Origin of the sequence: Hymenobacter aranciens (assembly GCF_030580865.1) — a bacterium.
Classification (GTDB): domain Bacteria; phylum Bacteroidota; class Bacteroidia; order Cytophagales; family Hymenobacteraceae; genus Hymenobacter; species Hymenobacter aranciens.
This window is the reverse complement of the sequence record NZ_JAUQSY010000008.1, coordinates 189,530-207,310: the sequence shown is the minus strand read 5'-3', so window position 1 is coordinate 207,310 and position 17,781 is coordinate 189,530. Positions and strand designations below refer to the sequence as shown.

Genomic DNA, 17,781 nt, shown 5'->3' with positions numbered 1-17,781 from the left:
GCTACTGCCAGACAACGGGCCGTTGTCATTCAAGCGCAATTAGTTGCCAGCTTATTGCACTACCAGACGTTTAGCCACAAGACCAACGGCGGTTTTAGCTTGCACCGTGTAGATACCGGCGTTGAGTGCGCCGAGCGGCAGCTGCAGGGCCTCGGTGGCACCGGCGGCCAGGGTGCGGCTCAGCACCACGCGGCCAGTGTTATCGAGCACCTGCACCTGGGTGGCTTGCGCCCCGCGCAGGGCGGCGGGCAGCACTAGCGTGGCGGTGCCGTGGGCGGGGTTGGGGTACACGCTCACGAGCTGGGCCAGCTCCTGCGGGGCGGTGGCCAGCACGCGGGCCTGGGTGGTGAAGAGCAGGGCGTAGCGGCCAGCGGCCGGAGCGTTAGCGGCCAGCGTCAGCGAGAGGCTGGGCGTGGCCGAGAGGTCGGTGAAGGTGCCGGTGAGGGCATCGCGCAGGTAAGCGTGGTAGTTGCTGGGCAGGTTGTTCAGCTCGTTCACGCTCAGCGTGTAGGTGCCGGCGGTGCGGGCGGCCACGTGCAGGGGCAGCAGCACATCCGAACCGTTCAGCGTGGGCAGGCCGTTGATGGCTACTTGCTCGGTGCCGGCTTCGGTGGCCAGGGTCAGGCCGTTGGGGGCGGGCAGGGCGGCGGCGTCGTTGTTCGCGTCGAAGGCGCTGGTGGCGGTGGCGTCAAAGTACACCGTGGTCTGGTTGGCGGCCACGTTGTTGGCCAGCGTGAGGGCCAGGCGGGTGCGCGGGTCGTTGCCGGTGCGCTGGAAGGCAGTGCCGGGGTCGGTGGTCAGGCGCTCCGAGTTGGTGAAGCTCAGGCTACCGGTCTGGCCGGCGGCCGTGCGAACGAAGAAGCCCTGGGCTACCGGCAGCGTGCTGCTGCCGCCGTTGTTGCCGATGCCGGCCACGTAGCTGGCGTAGGAGCCCGTGTACTGGCCGCTCGATTTAAACACGTACAGGGCGCTTTCCATGCCCGTGAGGCGGTTGTTGGCAATCATGGCCTGCCAGTTGAGCGGCGAGGGGAAGGGATTGCCGCGCAGGTGCCAGCCGCTCTGGGGCAGGGCGCCACGGCCGAGGCCGGTCACGTTGATGGGGTTCAGGCCGTTGTTGGCCGTGCCGGTGAAGTCCACCAACGAGCTGGCGCCGATGTTCACGGTATAGCCCTGGGCGGTGCCCATGGCGTCGCCGGTCGAGGCGGGCGAGAAGTAGCCGCGGTCGAAGTCGCTGGTGCCGGTGCCGGTGTTGGTGGTCACGCGGGCCTGGTCGTAGGCAAACACGTTCGGGAAGGGCGTTACCAGGCCCGGCTCGGCGGCGTTGTTGTAGGCGGGGTTCACCACCGGCGCGAAGCCGTTGGTGCTCAGGTCAGCCACCGTGTTGCCGCTCACCGGCGACGAATAGTGGCGGTAGCCCAGGCCAGCGTTCAGGCTGGGGTCGATGTAGCGCTGCACCGTGGCCGTGCCCAGGAGCACCGCCGAGTTGCCGTTATTCACCACGTAGGCCGTGCCCGTGGCGCTGGAGAGCAGCGTAAACGGCTGCCCGGCCCCGATGGTGAAGTTGCCGTTCAAAGTCAGTGCCCGCTGGATGGCCACCGGGCCGCCGGTGCTGGCGGCCAGCGCGCCGGTCGTCAGGTTGGGGAAGGTCGAGAGGCCGGTGCCGCCGATTACTACGCCGGTGCCGCTCTGCACCAGGGTGCCGGTGCCGGAGCCCGTCACGGTGCCGTTGTTGGTGAAGTTGCCGCCGGTGGTCAGGGTGCCGCCGTTGGCCAGCGTCAGCGTAGCGCCGGCGTTGATGGTCACGAGGCGGGCCTGTTGGGCATTGCTCACGCTGGGCTGGTTGGGCGTGCCGCTGGGGATGGTCACGTCGCTGTTGGCCATGGGCACCATGTTGGGCGTCCAGTTGGCGGCCGTGCCCCAGTCGGTGCTCACGCTGCCGTTCCAGGTGAGGCCGGTAACGCCGCTGAGGAAGGCGGCCAGACCGGTCAGGTTCGTGCCCTGGCCGATGAGGCCGGCGTTATTGACCGTGAAGTTGAAGGGCGAGCCGAAGTCACCCACGATGTACAGGTTGTCATTAGCGCTGGCCGACGAGGCGGCCGTGGCAATGAAGCCCTGGTTAGTGGTGGTGCCGGGCGTGTTGTAGATGTCGAAGTCGCCGCCGGTAGTGGTGCTGGTGCCGGTTACCGAGTAAACCGGTCCGCTCACTACCCCGCCATTAGGGTTGGTTACCTGGGTGAAAGCTCCGGTCGTCGAGTCAAACACAAACTGGGCCGTGGTATTCGCATTACTTTGGCTGTTGGTGTACGCGGTGGCGGTGTAGGCACCGGCTTGGCCGTTCAGGTTGGGGTCAGTGAAGGCGATGAGGCCGTTGTTGGGGTTGAGACGGTAGTTGGCGTTGTTGCTGGCCACCACCCGAATGCGGTCCACGGTGGGGTTGAAGTCGAAGCCCACGCCCGTGAGGCTGCTGCCCAGGTTGAGCGAAATGGCCGAGCCGACGGCCGTCAGCGCCCCCGAGGTCAGGTTCACGGTGTAGAGTTGCGCGTTGTTGGTCGGGAAGGCAATAGCCGGGTTGTAGCCCAGGGCGTACAGCTGGCCGTTGGCTGGGCGAAAATCGATGCCCACCACGGTCTGGCCGGTGGTGATGCCGCCGCCAAAGTTCACCGCCGAGCGAATGACGCTGGGGTCACCCGAATCAAACGAAACCAAGCTGCCGCCGGCCAGGCCATAGAGCAGTTGGCCGGTCACGGCTGCTGTGGCATTGGGCACCGATGCGCCCGCTAGCGTCACCGAGATGTCGCGCACGCTGATGCCGAGGCCAATGGCGCCGCCATCGGTGGCCACCTGCGCCGAGTTGTCGGTCGGGCTCAGCGCGTTCAGCGTGAACAGTCGGCTGGCATTGGGTGTAGCGCTGGCCGCCGCCACCAGGTAAGGTACGTTAGTGTTAGTCGTGCCGTTGTAATAGATATCCAAGTCGTTAAGGGGAGCGATGGCGCCGCCCACGCCCGCGCCATTCACGCCGGTGAGGCTGCGCGAGTTGGTCAGCGTGCCGTTGTTCGGCGGATTCTGGAACGACACGTAGCCCAGGGCATGGTCGAGGGTATAAAGGCCGGTGGCCGTCGAGCCCACGAAAGAGTTGGTGTAGGCGCCAGTGCCCACGGTGGGGTTCTGGCCCGCGCCGGCATCACCGGCGGCGTAGTTCAGGTTGCCGTCGGGCTGCACGCCGGCCGTATTGGGGTCAAAATCCACGATGGCCCCGTTGTTGGGGTTGAGGCGGTAGTTGGCATCCGAAGTGCCCTCCACCCGGATGCGGTCCACCGTCGGGTTGAAGTCGAAGGCAATGTGGTCCATCGCGCCGCCCAGCTCCAGGCGAATGGCCGCGCCCACGGCCGTCGCCGCGCCCGTTGTCAGGTTAATGGTGTAGAGTTGGGCGTTGTCCACGCCGGCCGCCGCGGCGGCATTATAGCCCAGCCCAAACAGCTGCCCGGTATTGGGGCGGAAGTCGGTGCCCACCAGCGTCTGCGTGGCCGGCAGGCCGCTGATGCCCACTACCGTGCGAATGATGCTCGGGTTGCTGGAATCGAAGGTAATCAGGTTGTTCGAGGCCGTGACGCCGTACACCAGCTGCCCGGTCACGGCCGTGAGGGCCGCCGGCGCCGGAATCGACACCGCAATGTCCTCCACGTTGAAGGGGGTGCCGGCGAAGGCCGGAATCGTGTTGCCGCGTAGCGTGGCGGCGCCGGTAGCTAGGTTTATCGAATACAGGTTCGAAGAAGACAAGCCGTCCATATCGGCCGCCGACACTTCCATCAGGAAGGCTTCGTTGGTGCCCGGCGTGGTGAAGAACGATACGTCCATGTCCATCGCCAGCGGGTTGCCGAAGGGGTTGACGCCCAGGGCTATGGTCTTCTCATCCACCAGCACGCCGTTGTTGGGCGGGTTTTGGGTCGAGAGAATACCGGCCACTTCGTCAATGTCATACAGCGTAGTATTGCTGCTGGCGCGGTAAGAGTTGGTGTAGGCCACGGCGCCCACGTTGGCATCGGCAGGCGTGCCATCGGCGTAGGCTAGGCTGCCGTCGGGCTGAGTGCCAGCCGTATTCGGGTCGAAATCCACAATTGCCCCGTTGTTGGGGTTGAGGCGGTAGTTGGCATTGCTGGTACTCACCACCCGAATGCGGTCCACGGTCGGGTTGAAGTCGAAGCCGACGCGGTCGCTGGTGCCGCCCAGCTCCAGGCGCTGGGCCGCGCCCACAGCCGTTACGGCGCCGGTGCTGGTGTTCAGCGTGTACAGCTGACTGTTGGTGCCCGCTGTTGTCGCATCATAGCCCAGCACGAAGGCCTCGCCGGTGTTGGGGCGGTAGTCCATTCCCACCAGGCGCTGCCCGGCCGCCACGCCGGTTACCGGAATGGCCGTAAGGGTAGTAGGCTGGCCATTAGCCGGGTTGATGGTGAAAATGCCCTGCGTGCCCGCCGGGGCCCCAGCCGGAAATAAGGGGTTGGCACCCATCGTCACGTTTTGGCTGAGCGTGCCCAGGCCATACATCGTTTGAGCCTGCGCCCCAACGGGGCCGAACAGCATAGCTAGGCCAGCGGCCGTACCCAAGAGCGGAAGAATGCCCCGACGCAGAGTCGGGCGCGGAAGTAGGGGTGTGTGCATGTGGTGAAAGGAGGGTTAGTGAAAAAGATGAAGCTTGTGTGAATTCAGTGCTGCCAACTACGGGTTAGCTGGTCGGATTGGATGTTTTTTAACCGGTTTTTAATATTAATAGTGTGTAACTTATACGCTGGCGCACGATGCCACAAAACGACAAAAAGGCCCCGTGCTGCACGCCCGGGGCCTTTTTAGAATAATATCTACCGGAATTTGGCTACTGCACCACCAGCTTTTTAGCCACCAGCCCAACGGCCGTTCTGGCTTGCACGGTGTAAACGCCCGGCACCAGCTGGCCCAGCGGCAGCTCCAGGGTGCCTGCTCCGGCCGCCGTCAGTGAGCGGCTCAGTACCGGCCGTCCGAGGTTGTCGAGCACCTGCACTTGCGTAGCCTGGGCGCCGCGCAAAGCAGCGGGCAGCACCAGCGTGGCCGTGCCGTGAGCCGGGTTAGGGTAGAGAGTCGCAAGCTGCACCAGCTCCTGCGGGGCCGTAGCCAGCACGCGGTTTTGGGTGGTGAAGAGCACGGCGTAGCGGCCGGCAGCCGCCTGCACCGGCACGGTGGTGGTGGCCGTCAGTTCGGTGTAGCTACCGGTCTGGGCGTCGCGCAGGTAGGCGGTCGGTAGGTTGCGCAAAGCATCCACCGTCAGCGAGTAGGCACCGGTAGCAGCGGCGGTGATGCGCAGCGGCAGCAGCACATCGTTCCCGTTCAGGTTAGCCTGACCGTTAATGGCCAGCAGCTCATTGCCGACTTCAGTGCCCAGTCCCAGGCCGATGGAGCTGGGCAGGGCGCTGGCATCGAAAGCGGCATCAAAGCCACTGGTAGCGCCGTTTTCAAAGTAAATGCTGGTTTGCAGGCTGGTAGCGGTGGCATTGCCGGTGCGCAAACCCAGCGTCAGCAAAGGCCGCTCGTCATCCTCGGGCCGGGCAAACACCGGCTGCGTAGCCGGCACCACCCGCGCCGCATCCACAAAGCTGAGGGTGCCGCTGCCGCCGGGCGTGCTCACCCGGGCAAAAAAGCCCTGGCCCAGCGCCAGCGTATCCGAGCCCCCGTTGTTGCTGACGCCGTTCACGTAGCTGGCGTATACCCCGGTATATTGCCCGCTGCTGCGAAATACGTACACCGCATTCTCAAAGCCGGTTTTGGGTAGCGCGGTCCACGAGATGGCGCTCGGGTAGGGGTTGCCCAGCAAATGCCAGCCCGCCTGCGGCCCGGTGCCCCGCGCATAGCTGGCCTGGCCCACCACGGTGCCGGCATTGGGCGCGCCGTTGAAGTCTACCACCTGGCCGCCGCTGATGTTCACGGTGTAGCCCTGGCCCGGCTGCATGGGCTCGGTGGTGGAGGCCGGCGACAGCCAGCCTCGGTCGAAGTCGGCCACCGTATTGCCGCTGCTCACCCGGCTTTGGCTGTAGGCAAACACGTTCGGAAACGGCGTGACGCTGGGGTTGCTGTTGTAGGCCACGTTCTCAACCGGCGTGAATGAGCTGGTGCGCAGGTCGTTGATGGGTGCGCTTTGCACCGGCGAGCTAAAGTGCCGGTAACCGACCCCGGCATTCAGGCTGGGGCTGATGTAGCGCTGCACCGTTACGGTATTGCCGCTTAGGCTGCCGCCGGTATTCAGAATGGCACCCGTGCGCTGGGCGTTCGAAATCACCGTCAGCCGCTGGCCGCCCAGGGTGAATACGCCGTTTTGCAGCCGCAAAGCGCCGGTTACGCTGATGGGTGCGGCCAGCGTAACGGTAGTAGGATTGTTGATAGTGAGATTGGTTATGATGCTGGGCAGCGACTGCAGCGGCGAGCCCGGCAACACGGGGTTAGTCGATTGCGGGGCCGTGCCGTTGAAGACGTAACTCACCCCCTGGTCGATGCCGAAGGTGGTGAAATACTGAAATGGTAGCCCGCCCCGCGTACCCGCTATTTCCAGGATGGCGCCGGCCTGGAGCCGGTAAGTGGTGCGCAACTCGTCCGGAATGCCAGTGCCGTTGTCACGGTACACCGAGCCATTCAAAACGCCATTCACGTTCACTTGCAGCGTACCGCCGCTCTACACTTCCAGGTCCTGCAAGAATACCTCGTCGTTGACAATGGCCCGGCCCTGGTTCTGAACGACTACTTGGGGGTAATAAGCATTCGGACCAGTACTTAAGGTCCGGGTAGTATTAGGAGCTACCGTCACATTGGCCAGCGGAGTCATGGCCCAGGCCGGGCTGGCGCCCAACACCAACAGCAGCAGTAGTATCCGCCAGCTTTCCGGTAGTAGGAAGCGTTGCGGCAACGTGAAAAGTTTGTTCATAAGTAGAAAAGAAAGAGTAGATTAACAACCCCAGGCATTAACTTGCCTGTGGCCTAATCATCCTGTCCGCATACGACTTTAGAGTAAAAACATGTTGCAGTAACTTCGTAAAGTGCCAATCACAAACGGTTTGAACCCCGCATTTACTGTAAAATGTACAAGCCGCGACTGCTCGGGCAGCAGTTCAGCTCCTGCCACACGAAGAAGCCCCGGCTGCGCTCGCAACCGGGGCTTGCTGATTAGCTCTGCTATTCTTTAATTTGTCAACATCCGCACCACGTCGCCCACCCGAATGGTGCCGCCCTGCGCAATGTGTGCCGTGATGCCGCCGTGGCCGCGCATGGCATTGTAGCCGCCCGGCCCTAGCTCCTCTTCCATGCGCGAGCAGGGGTGGCACTCGCCGGTGATGTCCAGCACCACCTCGTCGCCAATGCGTAGCTGCCGGTTCTTCAGCGCCAGCAGGTTTAGGCCACTGATAACCAGGTTGCGGCGCAATCGCTCCGGTGCCACCGGCTCAGCCAGCCCCAGGAAGCCGGCCACCGCCGCCAGGTGCTCCTGCTGAATAAGCGTAATCTGCCGCTTGCCGCCCTTCTTAGGCCGGGCGTGGTCGCCGAGCAGGTGCGAGTCGGTCAGGATTTCTGCCTCGGGCACCGCTACCAGCGCTTCGCGCCGCGCCGGGCGCAGGCCAATCCATTCCAGCCGTCCGGTTTGGGGCAAGGTGCTGAGCAAGCGGGCGATGGTCGATTTGTCGTCGCCGAAAAAAGGAAAGGGCATGGGATATTGATTGGTTGGGGGGTAGTACGAAACCAAGTGCTACTCCGCCTTCACCGTGCGCACTTCCGGGTGCGAAATCTCGCCGCCCAGGTTGCCTGCCTGCGCCAATAGCCCGAAGCTCACTACCGCGCCCGCCAACGTAAGTCCCGCCACCAGAGTGGCTTTGGGCGAGCGGCGGCCCAGCAGCAACAGCCCAAACAGCGCCAGTGCCCCGGTAAGCTCCAGCGCCATGAAGCCTAGTTCAGCCGCCTCTTCGTGCTCGTGGATGAGGTGATGCGAGATATTCAGCCGGTCTTCAATCACTTCCTCGGCCCCCTCGCCGGTGAGCTGCGCCGGGATGCACAGAATGGCTGCCGCCAGCACCGCCACCAGCCCGGCGCGGGTCAGGGTTTCGTTGCGGCGCAGCAGGCCCACGCCCAGCAGCACCAGCGCAAAAAAGCTGCCCACGATGGGCACATGATTGAAAATAAGGTGTAAGTGAGCCGGGTTCATGTCTGAGAAAAAGGAAATTTGAGGTTAGAAGGTAAAGCTATTCACCAGCGCCGGATTAGCGTGCTGCCTGACCTGGCAGAAGTAAGCCAAACAGCCGATTTTCGATAGCCGAATCAGGGAACGGTAAGCACTTGGAAATCGTTGTTTCTACAGCGCAGATAAAGATGGGAAGCGCGTTATAACCTTGGCCCCAAAGTTGAATACTGAAACCGTCGCCGCCGCGTTCAGAGTAATCAACGGGCCAGAATTACTAGCAAACCTATTGTAGAAAGACTCTTACTTAAGTGCTATTTCCGGCCGGCTTTGGCCAGCCTGCCTGCGGTCATTCTGCCGGCCGCGTGTTGCCTCACTTGTTTACGTCTTGCTATCATGGTTTTTCTGTCCCGCTATTTCCTGCGCCTGACGGCGCCCCTGCTGCTGGCCATGCCCTTGCTGTTGAGCCAGCCGGCCACCGCCCAAACCGCCCCGGCCACCACCGATGTGATTCGCGAAATCACCGACGTGGTAGGTCTGAAAGCCCGCTTCGAGCTGCGCGCCACCCGCGACGTGGACAACGCCGCCGCCGTGGTGTACAATGGCAAACGCTTCCTGCTCTATAATCCTGATTTTCTGGCCTCCGTGAACCGCGCCGGCCACACCGACTGGGCGGGCATCAGCATCCTGGCCCACGAGATGGGCCACCACCTCAACGGCCACACCCTGCGCGCCGGCGGCTCGCAGCCCGCCGACGAGCTGGAAGCCGACGAGTTCTCCGGCTTCGTGCTGCGCAAGATGGGCGCCAGCCTGGCCCAGGCCCAGGCCGCCATGGCCAGCGTGGCCGACAACCACACCTCCGGCACCCACCCCGCCCGCGCCCCGCGCCTGACGGCCATCGGCCAGGGCTGGCAGCGTGCTAACGCTCAGATTGTAGCCAGCACCCGCAGCGCCGCCCCCTCGGCCGAGCCCGCCGTGATAGCCGCCGAGCCCGCCCAGCGCCAGCCCGCCGCTTACCGTCGCACTGCCTCCACGCGCGGAGCCAGCGCGGGCGACGTAGTAGCCGTAAACTCGGCCGGTGAGCCGGTGAAGCTGGTAGGCCAGCTTACCTTCAGCGCCAACCCCGAGCAGCGCTACTACCTCACCAGCGCCCTGAAAGTGCTGCGCGTGAATGACGATACCGACAGCGCCGAAGTGGTGGGTCGCCTCAGCCGCACTAGCAGTCCAGCCTTTCCCTTTGTGCTGACTGACAGCCAACAGCGCCGCCTGTTCATCACCGAGCGCGGCGACGTGTACGACAAATCTGGTAAGCGCGTCGCCCGGCTGCACGACCAATTGTAGCGCCCACTTTAGCTTGCGCTCCCACAAACTCCGTAAGAACGTCGGCCCCAGCGCCGACGTTTTTTCTTCCCCAATTCCTCCCCGATGCCCGAATTACCCGAGGTCGAAACCTACCGCCGCTTCATCGACGAGCTGGCCGTCGGCCAGACTATCACCGCCCTAGAAGTGCTCGACGCGCACGTGTTAGCTACGCCGCCAGACCAGCTCCGCTCAGCCCTGGCCGGTCGCACCATCAAAGGCACCAAGCGCCTGGGTAAAAACTGCTTCCTCGAGCTTGATAATGGCCAGGTGCTGGTGCTGCACTTCGGCATGACCGGCGATGTGGGCGCCTACCGCGACGCCCCCGATGCCCCGCGCTTCACCCGCGTGGCTCTGCACCTCGAAGATTCCGGCTTACGCCTGGCCTTCATCGACCCGCGCAAATTTGGCCGCATCCGCCTGGCCGATAGCGTGGCTGCTTACCAGCAGGCCAAAAAGCTCGGCCCCGATGCTCTCGACATCACCGCCGCCGAGCTGCAGCAGAAACTCGGCCGCCGCAAAACCCTGCTCAAGCCTCTGCTGCTCGACCAAAGCATCACTGCCGGCCTCGGCAACTGGATTGTGGACGAAGTGCTGTTCCAAGCCAAAATCCACCCCGAGCGGCTAGGCGTCTCGCTGTCCGATAAGGAATTTCAGGCCCTGCACAGCGCCATTCAGCTGGTGCTGGCCACGGCTATCAAGCAGGAAGCCAATTACCGCGACTTCCCGGCCAGCTTTCTCATTCACGCCCGTGAGTGGGACACTTCGGCCACGCCCGGCACCGAGGCGCACAAGTTCTGCCCCCGTCACCCGAAGGTAAAAATCGAGAAATATTATGTGGGCGGCCGGGCCACCTACATCTGCCCCAAGTGCCAGCCCGCGCCAGATGCCTTAGACGCCGGGGCCGCTTCCAAGCAGCGCAAACATGCCCGTGCAGGAGCCAAAGCCGATAAGTAGTACCAGCAGCGCACTCACGAAATAAGCGGCTGCGCCCCGGCCAATATGGCTGAAGCCTAGCACTACATTGATAAGTACCAGAATCAGATAGCCAAGCATAAACAGAAATGCGAATGCTGGGTTCGCCAGCCGGGCCAATAAGCCGAATACGACTGCTCCAGCCACGACCAACAGCAGGTTGTTGCGGACTATTTTGCCAAAGCCAGGTTGTTCAGACATAGATTTTTAATGAAAAATGTGCTACAACAGCTTTTTGTATTCTGCTGCTAATTTCCCATAATTGCCAGGGCGCACATCCCCAGCCCAATCAACAGAATAACCATGCAGGCCAGAATAAAAGCCAGCACGTAGTGCATCTTGCCCTTCGACAGCGCCAGAATAACGGCAGCTATTACGTTGATGACCACTAGGGCGACAACGGTACCAAAGATGCCGTCCGTTCCCAGTGCCATAACGCTCATTACCAGAATTGCCAGGTTGACGACAATTGGCCAGGTAGGGCTTTTCTTTTCGGGAGGAGTAGGCTGCGGTTCCATCATAGCTGGTTGAAGTCCAAGGTTTCTACCCTACGCTAAATAATTCCCGTGCGTTCGGCACGTAATTCTTCCAGGCGCGCCACTTTTTCGGGGTCGCGGTAAAAGATGTTCATCGTTTCAAACGGAATTATTTTCAAATCCTTGCTCACGATGTGCACGCAGGATTTCTTCACCGCCCGCACGTCGAAATTCCACGGGTCCATGAACTGCAGAATAATTATCCGAAATAAATTCTCGTAGCTTAGATTGGGCGCCGAAACCTGGGGCAGGCAGCACAGCAGCTGATTTATTTCCGGCACCACCGTATCCACGGTATTGGCGGTGCTAAAGAGCTTGAGCATGTGCTGGCGCAGGCGCGGGTCGCGCTCATACACAATGGTATTGCCGGCGTTGGTGAGCAAATCGGCCGGGTCCACGTAGCGAGTGAGGGGGAAGACTTCGCCCTCCAGTTTCAGGGCGTAGGCCATGGCCAGCGCGTCGGGGTTGCAGGGCACCGGTAATAAATCCTCGGCCGTGAAAACGGGGCTCTGGTCAATTATTCCCTGCCGCACTTCGGTGAGCGTAAACGAGTCGGTTTCGGGGTTGAAATTGTCGAGCCGTCCGGCGGCCTGCGTGGGCTGAAACGTGACGCCACGCACGCAGCGCTGCTTGAGGGCGAAGTCAATGATGTCGCCCATTTCGTCATCGTTCAGGCCCTTTTGCAGCGTCACTACCAGCGTGGTGCTGAGGTTGTATTTATTGAGGTGCTCCAGGGCTTTGAGGCGCACGTCGCGCAGGTCGCGCCCGCGCATCTGCAGCAGCACTTCCTCGCGGAATGAGTCGAATTGCAGGTACACCTCAAACGCTCCGACATACGTGGCCAGCCGCGCTACAAACGCCTCATCCTTCGCCAAGCGCACGCCGTTGGTATTCACCATCAAATGCTTGATGGGCTTGCGCTTGCACATGTCCAGGATTTCCCAGAACTGCGGGTGCAGCGTGGGCTCGCCGCCCGAGATTTGTATTACGTCGGGCTCGCCTTCGTTGGCCACTACCAAATCCACCATCGCCTCGATTTCTTCCAGCGTGCGGTGGCGGCCGTGGGTGGGGCTGCTTTCGGCGTAGCAGGTGGGGCAGGTAAGGTTGCAGCGGTCCGTGACCTCCACCACCGTGAGGCAGGAGTGCTGCTCGTGGTCGGTGCAGAGGCCGCAGTCGTAGGGGCAGCCGTAGTGCGTGGCCATGTTGAAGCGCCGGGGCGTCTCGCTGGGTTTCACGTAGTTGCGGATGCTCTTGTAATACTCAATGTCGGTGGCAATACGCACCCGCTGCCGCCCGTGCTCCGGGCAGCGCTTAAGCATGTACACCGCCCCGTCTTCAAAGACGATTTTGGCCTCGATGCGGCGCAGGCACTGCGGGCAGAGGCTGAGGGTGAAATCGTAATAGGTGTAAGGGCGTTCGGGCATGGGTTTACTTATTAGATTCTGCTAGTTTCATTTAATATCAAAACCATGTTTCTTTTTTTGTAATTGTAGCTCTTTCATCAAAGTTAAAAACCCAACTAGGTGTTGATGAGCCTTTACCATGTTGTCGTTTCTGTCGAGTATTTCAACCATCCCCAAAAATTGATTGGAGCGTACATCGCGCACATTGTTCCAACTGATTAATTGTTCTTTGCCAAGCCAGTCTGTCGAACATAATACTGTTTCATCAAAGTATAAGTGGTGATTTTTATGCCAAAGAAAACAGGCTGCTTAGGCACCTGCAATAGCTATAAATAAACCGCCAGTCACGACAAAAATTTCGGGTGAGTACTCGTTTGCAATAACTGGCATGGCTAAGACGGCTACACTTACAGCGATACCAAGAAGCCCCACTAATTGGTACGCTTTGCTCATTCGGAGATTGTATTTTCCTTCTTCTAGCGCAACTACCGGGGCTCTACTGGCATTATTTAGAAAGTAGAGCAGAAGGCCTACTGCTATGAAAACTATCGTTGAAGTCATCTTGCTAATTATTGCAGAAATGTTGCTGCTATTCTTTTGAGGTTATGTTAGCTTGATGCACTACGGTATTTTGGCTCCACAGCCAAATATAATACCCCAGCCCCGCCATGCAAGCCCACTGAATAGCCGTGAGGCCCAGCACCACGGCGGGCGCCGGCTTTATAAATTCCACAAGCAGCCGAAACAGTAGGTAGCCGCTCAAAAACAGCTGGAAGCGCCGCCCGTCGGGAAGCGACCGGTGGCGTTCCAGCAGCCAGAGCAATAGGGCTATTACGCCCAGCCACAGGATTTCGTACAGATTGGTGGGATGCCGGGGGATGCCATCGCCAAAATCGATGCCCCAGGGGAGGGAGGTGGGCGTGCCGAAAGTGCCATCGCTGAGGCCGCTGAAGAAGCAGCCGAGCCGGCCGATGCTCAGGCCCAGCAGGATGGGAAACACCATCAGGTCGCCGCTGGAGGCCGTCACGCCCAACAGCTTCTTGGTGAGCTCCACGCCCACTAGGCCGCCCAGGAAGCCGCCCACTATCGTCTTGTTGGTGAAGTAATAGAGCCAGCCGCCGGGCGGGTGCAGCAGCTCGGCGGGGTGTTCGAGCAGGCCCAGCAGGCGCGAACCGAGCAGCGCTCCGGCGGCGGCGCCCACAAAAATCCATTGCCGCTGCGTGCTGCTGATGCGGTCGGGGCGCCGGGCGCGCAGGTAGGTGTAGAGGCGGTAACCGAGCGTGTAGGCCAGCACCTCGCATACCAGATGAATCGGCAGCCGGGCCTGCCCCAGCGTCAGCTCAACGGGGAAGTGCATGGACAAAGATGCGCCGCGGCGGCGAATCTATCCCGTTGTACGGCGCAAAAACTTCACTCAAAACCGAATAACGTCGGTATCAACCGGCGTATAGCCCAGTTGCCGGCTCATGGTCAGCACTTGGCCCTTATGGTGAAACTCGTGGGTGATGATATGCATGAACAGCTCCAGCGGCGTCAGGCGCAGGGGCCGGTCGAGGCTGGCCACGGTTATATCCTCAGCTAGCTGCCAGTCGTCCTCGTCGATGGCGGCGCAGAAAGAAGCTACCAGCCCATCAATTTCCTGAAACAGCTCGCGTAGCGTGGCTACGTCGGGCACTGCATCGGGCTCGTGCAGCGGGTAGGGCTGGCCCTGGGCAATGCGGCCCAGCCAGCTGCGGTAGGTGTTGGCGACATGCAGTAGCAGGTCACGCATGCTTTTGTCCACAAATTCCGGGAGCGGCTTCACAAAATCAGCCTCCGATACGGTAGCGCAGTAGTTCAGCAGCGCGATGCGGGCGCTTTGAACCATGGCGTATTGGGCTTTGAGAATGTCGAGCATAAGCTACTTAGTCACCCAACTCAAACCACGTGAACCGATGCTCGCCGGAGGCCTTATAGGCCATTTGTTTCAATTGTCGCAACTCGCTGGATTTCACATCGCGCAGGGCCTGATGCCGGTCGCAGAGGCTAATGGCGTAATGCGGCTGGCTCTTGCCAACTGCGCCCGTCGCCGGGCTGGTAGTGTTGGCATAGAGCAGATGCTCAGAGCCAACGATGAAGCTCACGCCGCAAGTGGCGGACTGCGCAGGGGTTTCGAGCACGATGGTCGAATCTACTTTCTCGCCTTTGTAAAGCCGCGTAATGGCGAACGTGTAACGGACCTTCGCCACTGGCATCGCTGCGGCATCCTGCGGGGCGGCTGCCACGTTTTCAGCCTTTAATACCCGCCCCACAAACACCAGTGTGGCCCGCTGAAAGCTTTTGGTGATTTTGTGCGCTTCGGGGATGTCTTCGGTGATGCAGCTACAGGCCCAGGCAGGGGCGCCGGCCAGGAGCAGGGCAAGCAGGAGGATGATTTTGTTCATAGTCAGCAGTTCGGAAGGGCGAAGTTAGACCTCGTTGTTTTCCCGCGCCGCTTTGCGAGTGAGGGCGGTGAGTGGCGACTGGGTGATTTTCGACTCGCTTTCGGAGCCCAGACGGCGGGTGTTGGCGGCGGGGCTTTCGCCGGTGGCGGGCAGGGCGCGGTTCACCCACCCCAGAATGTCGGTGGTGGTGCCGGGCAGGATGCCATGCAAAGCAGCCAACAGCTTTGCCGGCAGCGAAAGAATAATTTCGCCATCGCCGCGGCGGCAGGCGTTCCAGATTTGGCGGGCAGCGTCCTCAGCGCTGATGGTGAGGCCGGGCAGCGAATCGGCGATAATGAACCAGGCGTATTCCTTTTCGTGCTGGCCTTTCACGAGGGCGTGGCCGGGGCTGCCGGTGCGCATCAGCCCGGGGCACACGGTGGTAACGTAAATGCCATGCTGCTTGAGCTCGGACCGAAACCCTTCGGATAAACCCGTGAGGGCGAACTTGCTGGCACTGTAGGGCGCCATGTGTGGCACCGCCACCTTACCGCCTAGCGACGAGATGTTGATGATGCGCCCCGAACCCCGGCGGCGCATGGCCGGCAGCACGGCCTGCATGGCGTGCAGCGGCGCCCAGAAGTGCGTGGCCATCGAGTCTTCGAAGTCGCGCAAGTCCATGTTATCCAGCGGTCCGGCGGTGATGATGCCGGCATTGTTCACCAGCACGTCCACGGGGCCAAACTTGTTTTCGACCTCGGCCACCATCAGGCGCACGGCTACGGCATCGGTGATGTCGTGGCTGAGGGTAAAAATGTGGTTTTCAGGCGTGCCCTCAGCTATAAGGTCCTGGCGGGCGCGCTCCAAATCGTCGGCATCGCGGGCGCAGAGAGCCACGCGGGCGCCTTCGGCGGCGGCCTGCCGGGCTAGTACTAGGCCCAGGCCGCGCGAGCCGCCGGTGATGAGCACGACCTGCCCGGCCAGGCTATAAGAGCCGCGGCGGTTGGTCCAGAGGGTGGCGGCGAGGGCGGCGGCCCCCAGTCCGGCGGCAATCAGCCAGTTAGTACGCTTCGCAGAGTTCATAGCGGGTCGGATAATGCGTAGTTGTATGGAAAGCCGCGCCTAAAGGTTACGCGTCAGCCTGGAATGGCCGGATTTTGTTGCCCCGGCCGGGCACGAAATGGTAAATCTGCGGCGTTCAGTTGGGCAAGGCCGATTTTTGGCCCGATATTTACCCCGTGCATTCTGCCCGTTTTTCCTATTACTGTTGCCCCATGAAAACCCTGTTGCTGCTGCCGCTCCTGACTTTGGCCACCGCCGTGGCCGCGCCGGCCGCCTTCGCCCAGCCGCAAACCACCATTAAAACCAAGGTGAAACCCGCCGATGCGCCTACCGTCAAAACCAAGACATCGGCCCCACCGGCTACCTCGCCGCCCACCGACGAGCAGATTGACGCCCGCGCCAATGCCCTGACGGCCAATATGCAGAAAAACCTGGCCCTCACGCCGCAGCAAACCGAGAAAGTACGCGTTATCAACCGCCGTAGCGTGGAGCTGGTCGAAAACACCCGCTTCAAGTACCGCGCCGAGCCCCGCAAAATGATGGTCCGTATCGACGACATCAGCGCCTCGCGCCTCTCGCAGTTGAAAGACGTGCTGGCGCCCGCCCAGTTCGATAAATACCAGCGCAAGCGCGAAGAGAAAATGGGCGTGCCCAGCTCGGCAGCCCCGCAGGGCACTCCGCCCCCCGGTATGGGCGGCGACCAGTAGCCCCGCTTTTATCTATTCTTTAGAAGCCTCCGTACCACCGTGCGGAGGTTTTCTTTTTAGCCATTGAGCCGAACATCTGCCAATGCGACTGACTTTTATTGCATACTTAGCCACCAGTTGATTTTCTGTTATTCTCCCAATTAGCCTATGAATCAGCCTGCTCCGCCCAACCGCCTCGCTGCTCTACTCGCCCGCGCCGGGCTCGATTGGTTCCTGCTGGGCCTCGTTGGGGTGGTGGTACTGGCGTATTTCCTGCCCGGCCTGGGCAGCAAAACCAGCCCCGTTTCCTGGAAAATAATCACCACAGTGGGCGTGGCGCTGGTGTTTTTCTTCTATGGCCTGAAATTAAAATTTGCGGAGCTGCGAGCGGGTTTACGCAACTGGAAGCTGCATTTGGTGGTGCAGCTGAGCACCTTTGCGCTGTTTCCGGCGCTGGCATTGCTGGTGCGGCCGCTGTTTCATTCACCCGAAGATGCCTTGCTCTGGCAGAGCATTTTCTTCCTTTGCGCGCTGCCCAGCACGGTTTCTACGTCGGTAGTGATGGTGAGCATTGCGGGCGGCAATCTGCCGGCGGCTATTTTCAATGCCAGCATTTCCAGTCTGTTGGGTATTGCCCTCACGCCCTTGCTCACCAGTATTTTTCTGAATACCGGCACCGGCGGCAGCCAACTCTGGGGCCTGGCTACGCAGCTGCTGTGGCAGGTGGTGCTGCCGGTAGGAGCGGGGCTGCTGCTCAACAGTCGCCTCGGGGCCGTGGTAGACCGGCACCGCGCTGGCCTGCGCATCTTTGACCAGCTTACGATTCTGCTCATCGTCTTTACGGCCTTTTGCGAGTCGTTCGAGGAAGGCATTTTTCGCAGCTACGCCGTGGCCGACATCGTGAAGCTAGGCGCGGGCATGGTAGGGCTATACCTGCTGGTTTTCGGGCTGATATGGAGTGCTGGAAGGCTGCTGAATTTCTCCCGCCCCGATAATATCGTGGCCGTGTTTTGCGGCTCCAAAAAGTCGCTGGTGCATGGCAGCGTGATGGCCAGTCTGCTCTTTCCCAGCACGGCGGCTACCGGCGTGCTGCTGCTACCGCTGATGCTGTATCACGCCCTGCAAATCATCCTGGCCAGCAGCATGGCGCAGTATCTGGGTCGGAAAAATTAATTAATA

General features: G+C 61.3%; 15 protein-coding genes and 1 pseudogene. 4 read left to right on the top strand and 12 right to left on the bottom strand.

What is annotated here, in order from left to right; genetic code table 11:
* Nucleotides 1–51: 51 nt before the first annotated feature.
* From Q5H93_RS13595 to Q5H93_RS13575, 6 genes and pseudogenes are all read right to left on the bottom strand, one after another.
* Nucleotides 52–4,656: a DUF4394 domain-containing protein gene (locus Q5H93_RS13595; protein ID WP_305007095.1), complete on the bottom strand. Its 4,605-nt coding sequence runs from the start codon at nucleotides 4,654–4,656 to the stop codon at nucleotides 52–54.
* Nucleotides 4,657–4,867: 211 nt separating this feature from the next.
* Nucleotides 4,868–5,122, bottom strand: coding sequence for a T9SS type A sorting domain-containing protein (locus Q5H93_RS24205; RefSeq protein ID WP_369811021.1), 255 nt, complete (start codon nucleotides 5,120–5,122; stop codon nucleotides 4,868–4,870).
* A 102-nt stretch (nucleotides 5,123–5,224) separates the two neighbouring features.
* Nucleotides 5,225–6,457, bottom strand: a pseudogene (locus Q5H93_RS24295) (DUF8693 domain-containing protein); the annotation flags it as partial.
* A 234-nt stretch (nucleotides 6,458–6,691) separates the two neighbouring features.
* On the bottom strand, nucleotides 6,692–6,940 hold the full coding sequence (locus Q5H93_RS13585; protein WP_305007092.1) for a hypothetical protein: 249 nt from the start codon (nucleotides 6,938–6,940) through the stop codon (nucleotides 6,692–6,694).
* Nucleotides 6,941–7,195: 255 nt separating this feature from the next.
* The gene (locus tag Q5H93_RS13580; RefSeq protein WP_305007091.1) at nucleotides 7,196–7,714 is read right to left on the bottom strand and encodes an MOSC domain-containing protein; all 519 of its coding nucleotides are present in this window, start codon (nucleotides 7,712–7,714) and stop codon (nucleotides 7,196–7,198) included.
* A 39-nt stretch (nucleotides 7,715–7,753) separates the two neighbouring features.
* A complete protein-coding gene (locus tag Q5H93_RS13575) occupies nucleotides 7,754–8,206 on the bottom strand; it encodes a hypothetical protein (protein ID WP_305007089.1) in 453 nt (150 codons plus the stop codon).
* Between the two features lie 369 nt (nucleotides 8,207–8,575).
* Between Q5H93_RS13575 and Q5H93_RS13570 the strand changes: the two genes are divergently transcribed.
* On the top strand, nucleotides 8,576–9,520 hold the full coding sequence (locus Q5H93_RS13570; protein WP_305007088.1) for a M48 family metalloprotease: 945 nt from the start codon (nucleotides 8,576–8,578) through the stop codon (nucleotides 9,518–9,520).
* An 84-nt stretch (nucleotides 9,521–9,604) separates the two neighbouring features.
* Nucleotides 9,605–10,495 carry a DNA-formamidopyrimidine glycosylase gene (gene mutM / locus Q5H93_RS13565; protein ID WP_305007087.1) on the top strand — a complete coding sequence of 297 codons (891 nt, stop codon included), beginning with the start codon at nucleotides 9,605–9,607 and terminating at the stop codon, nucleotides 10,493–10,495.
* Nucleotides 10,496–10,761: 266 nt separating this feature from the next.
* Here the strand turns inward: mutM and Q5H93_RS13560 are convergent, their stop codons facing one another.
* From Q5H93_RS13560 to Q5H93_RS13535, 6 genes are all read right to left on the bottom strand, one after another.
* Nucleotides 10,762–11,034: a hypothetical protein gene (locus tag Q5H93_RS13560; RefSeq protein WP_305007086.1), complete on the bottom strand. Its 273-nt coding sequence runs from the start codon at nucleotides 11,032–11,034 to the stop codon at nucleotides 10,762–10,764.
* A gap of 32 nt (nucleotides 11,035–11,066) precedes the next feature.
* Entirely contained in the window at nucleotides 11,067–12,473 is a 1,407-nt protein-coding gene (locus Q5H93_RS13555) for a radical SAM protein (protein WP_305007085.1), read from the bottom strand.
* A 568-nt stretch (nucleotides 12,474–13,041) separates the two neighbouring features.
* Nucleotides 13,042–13,809, bottom strand: coding sequence for a prolipoprotein diacylglyceryl transferase (locus Q5H93_RS13550; RefSeq protein ID WP_305007084.1), 768 nt, complete (start codon nucleotides 13,807–13,809; stop codon nucleotides 13,042–13,044).
* A 57-nt stretch (nucleotides 13,810–13,866) separates the two neighbouring features.
* Nucleotides 13,867–14,349, bottom strand: a complete 483-nt coding sequence (locus tag Q5H93_RS13545) for a DinB family protein (RefSeq protein WP_305007083.1) — start codon at nucleotides 14,347–14,349, stop codon at nucleotides 13,867–13,869.
* 7 nt (nucleotides 14,350–14,356) lie between these two features.
* A complete protein-coding gene (locus tag Q5H93_RS13540; RefSeq protein ID WP_305007082.1) occupies nucleotides 14,357–14,875 on the bottom strand; it encodes a hypothetical protein in 519 nt (172 codons plus the stop codon).
* A gap of 24 nt (nucleotides 14,876–14,899) precedes the next feature.
* A complete protein-coding gene (locus tag Q5H93_RS13535; protein ID WP_305007081.1) occupies nucleotides 14,900–15,937 on the bottom strand; it encodes an SDR family NAD(P)-dependent oxidoreductase in 1,038 nt (345 codons plus the stop codon).
* 191 nt (nucleotides 15,938–16,128) lie between these two features.
* Between Q5H93_RS13535 and Q5H93_RS13530 the strand changes: the two genes are divergently transcribed.
* Together Q5H93_RS13530 and Q5H93_RS13525 are read left to right on the top strand one after the other, a co-directional pair.
* Nucleotides 16,129–16,623: a DUF4890 domain-containing protein gene (locus Q5H93_RS13530; protein ID WP_305007080.1), complete on the top strand. Its 495-nt coding sequence runs from the start codon at nucleotides 16,129–16,131 to the stop codon at nucleotides 16,621–16,623.
* Nucleotides 16,624–16,770: 147 nt separating this feature from the next.
* Entirely contained in the window at nucleotides 16,771–17,775 is a 1,005-nt protein-coding gene (locus Q5H93_RS13525) for a bile acid:sodium symporter family protein (RefSeq protein WP_305007079.1), read from the top strand.
* The last annotated feature ends 6 nt before the right edge of the window (nucleotides 17,776–17,781 follow it).

What these genes read in the sequence shown, in the direction of transcription:
- Q5H93_RS13580 (WP_305007091.1), bottom strand. Translation starts at nt 7,714, where the DNA reads ATGCCCTTTCCTTTTTTCGGCGACGACAAATCGACCATCGCCCGCTTG.
- mutM (WP_305007087.1), top strand. Translation starts at nt 9,605, where the DNA reads ATGCCCGAATTACCCGAGGTCGAAACCTACCGCCGCTTCATCGACGAG.
- Q5H93_RS13540 (WP_305007082.1), bottom strand. Translation starts at nt 14,875, where the DNA reads ATGAACAAAATCATCCTCCTGCTTGCCCTGCTCCTGGCCGGCGCCCCT.
- Q5H93_RS13550 (WP_305007084.1), bottom strand. Translation starts at nt 13,809, where the DNA reads ATGCACTTCCCCGTTGAGCTGACGCTGGGGCAGGCCCGGCTGCCGATT.
- Q5H93_RS13585 (WP_305007092.1), bottom strand. Translation starts at nt 6,940, where the DNA reads ATGAACAAACTTTTCACGTTGCCGCAACGCTTCCTACTACCGGAAAGC.
- Q5H93_RS13530 (WP_305007080.1), top strand. Translation starts at nt 16,129, where the DNA reads ATGAAAACCCTGTTGCTGCTGCCGCTCCTGACTTTGGCCACCGCCGTG.
- Q5H93_RS13525 (WP_305007079.1), top strand. Translation starts at nt 16,771, where the DNA reads ATGAATCAGCCTGCTCCGCCCAACCGCCTCGCTGCTCTACTCGCCCGC.
- Q5H93_RS13575 (WP_305007089.1), bottom strand. Translation starts at nt 8,206, where the DNA reads ATGAACCCGGCTCACTTACACCTTATTTTCAATCATGTGCCCATCGTG.
- Q5H93_RS13570 (WP_305007088.1), top strand. Translation starts at nt 8,576, where the DNA reads ATGGTTTTTCTGTCCCGCTATTTCCTGCGCCTGACGGCGCCCCTGCTG.
- Q5H93_RS13595 (WP_305007095.1), bottom strand. Translation starts at nt 4,656, where the DNA reads ATGCACACACCCCTACTTCCGCGCCCGACTCTGCGTCGGGGCATTCTT.
- Q5H93_RS13535 (WP_305007081.1), bottom strand. Translation starts at nt 15,937, where the DNA reads ATGAACTCTGCGAAGCGTACTAACTGGCTGATTGCCGCCGGACTGGGG.
- Q5H93_RS13545 (WP_305007083.1), bottom strand. Translation starts at nt 14,349, where the DNA reads ATGCTCGACATTCTCAAAGCCCAATACGCCATGGTTCAAAGCGCCCGC.
- Q5H93_RS13560 (WP_305007086.1), bottom strand. Translation starts at nt 11,034, where the DNA reads ATGATGGAACCGCAGCCTACTCCTCCCGAAAAGAAAAGCCCTACCTGG.
- Q5H93_RS13555 (WP_305007085.1), bottom strand. Translation starts at nt 12,473, where the DNA reads ATGCCCGAACGCCCTTACACCTATTACGATTTCACCCTCAGCCTCTGC.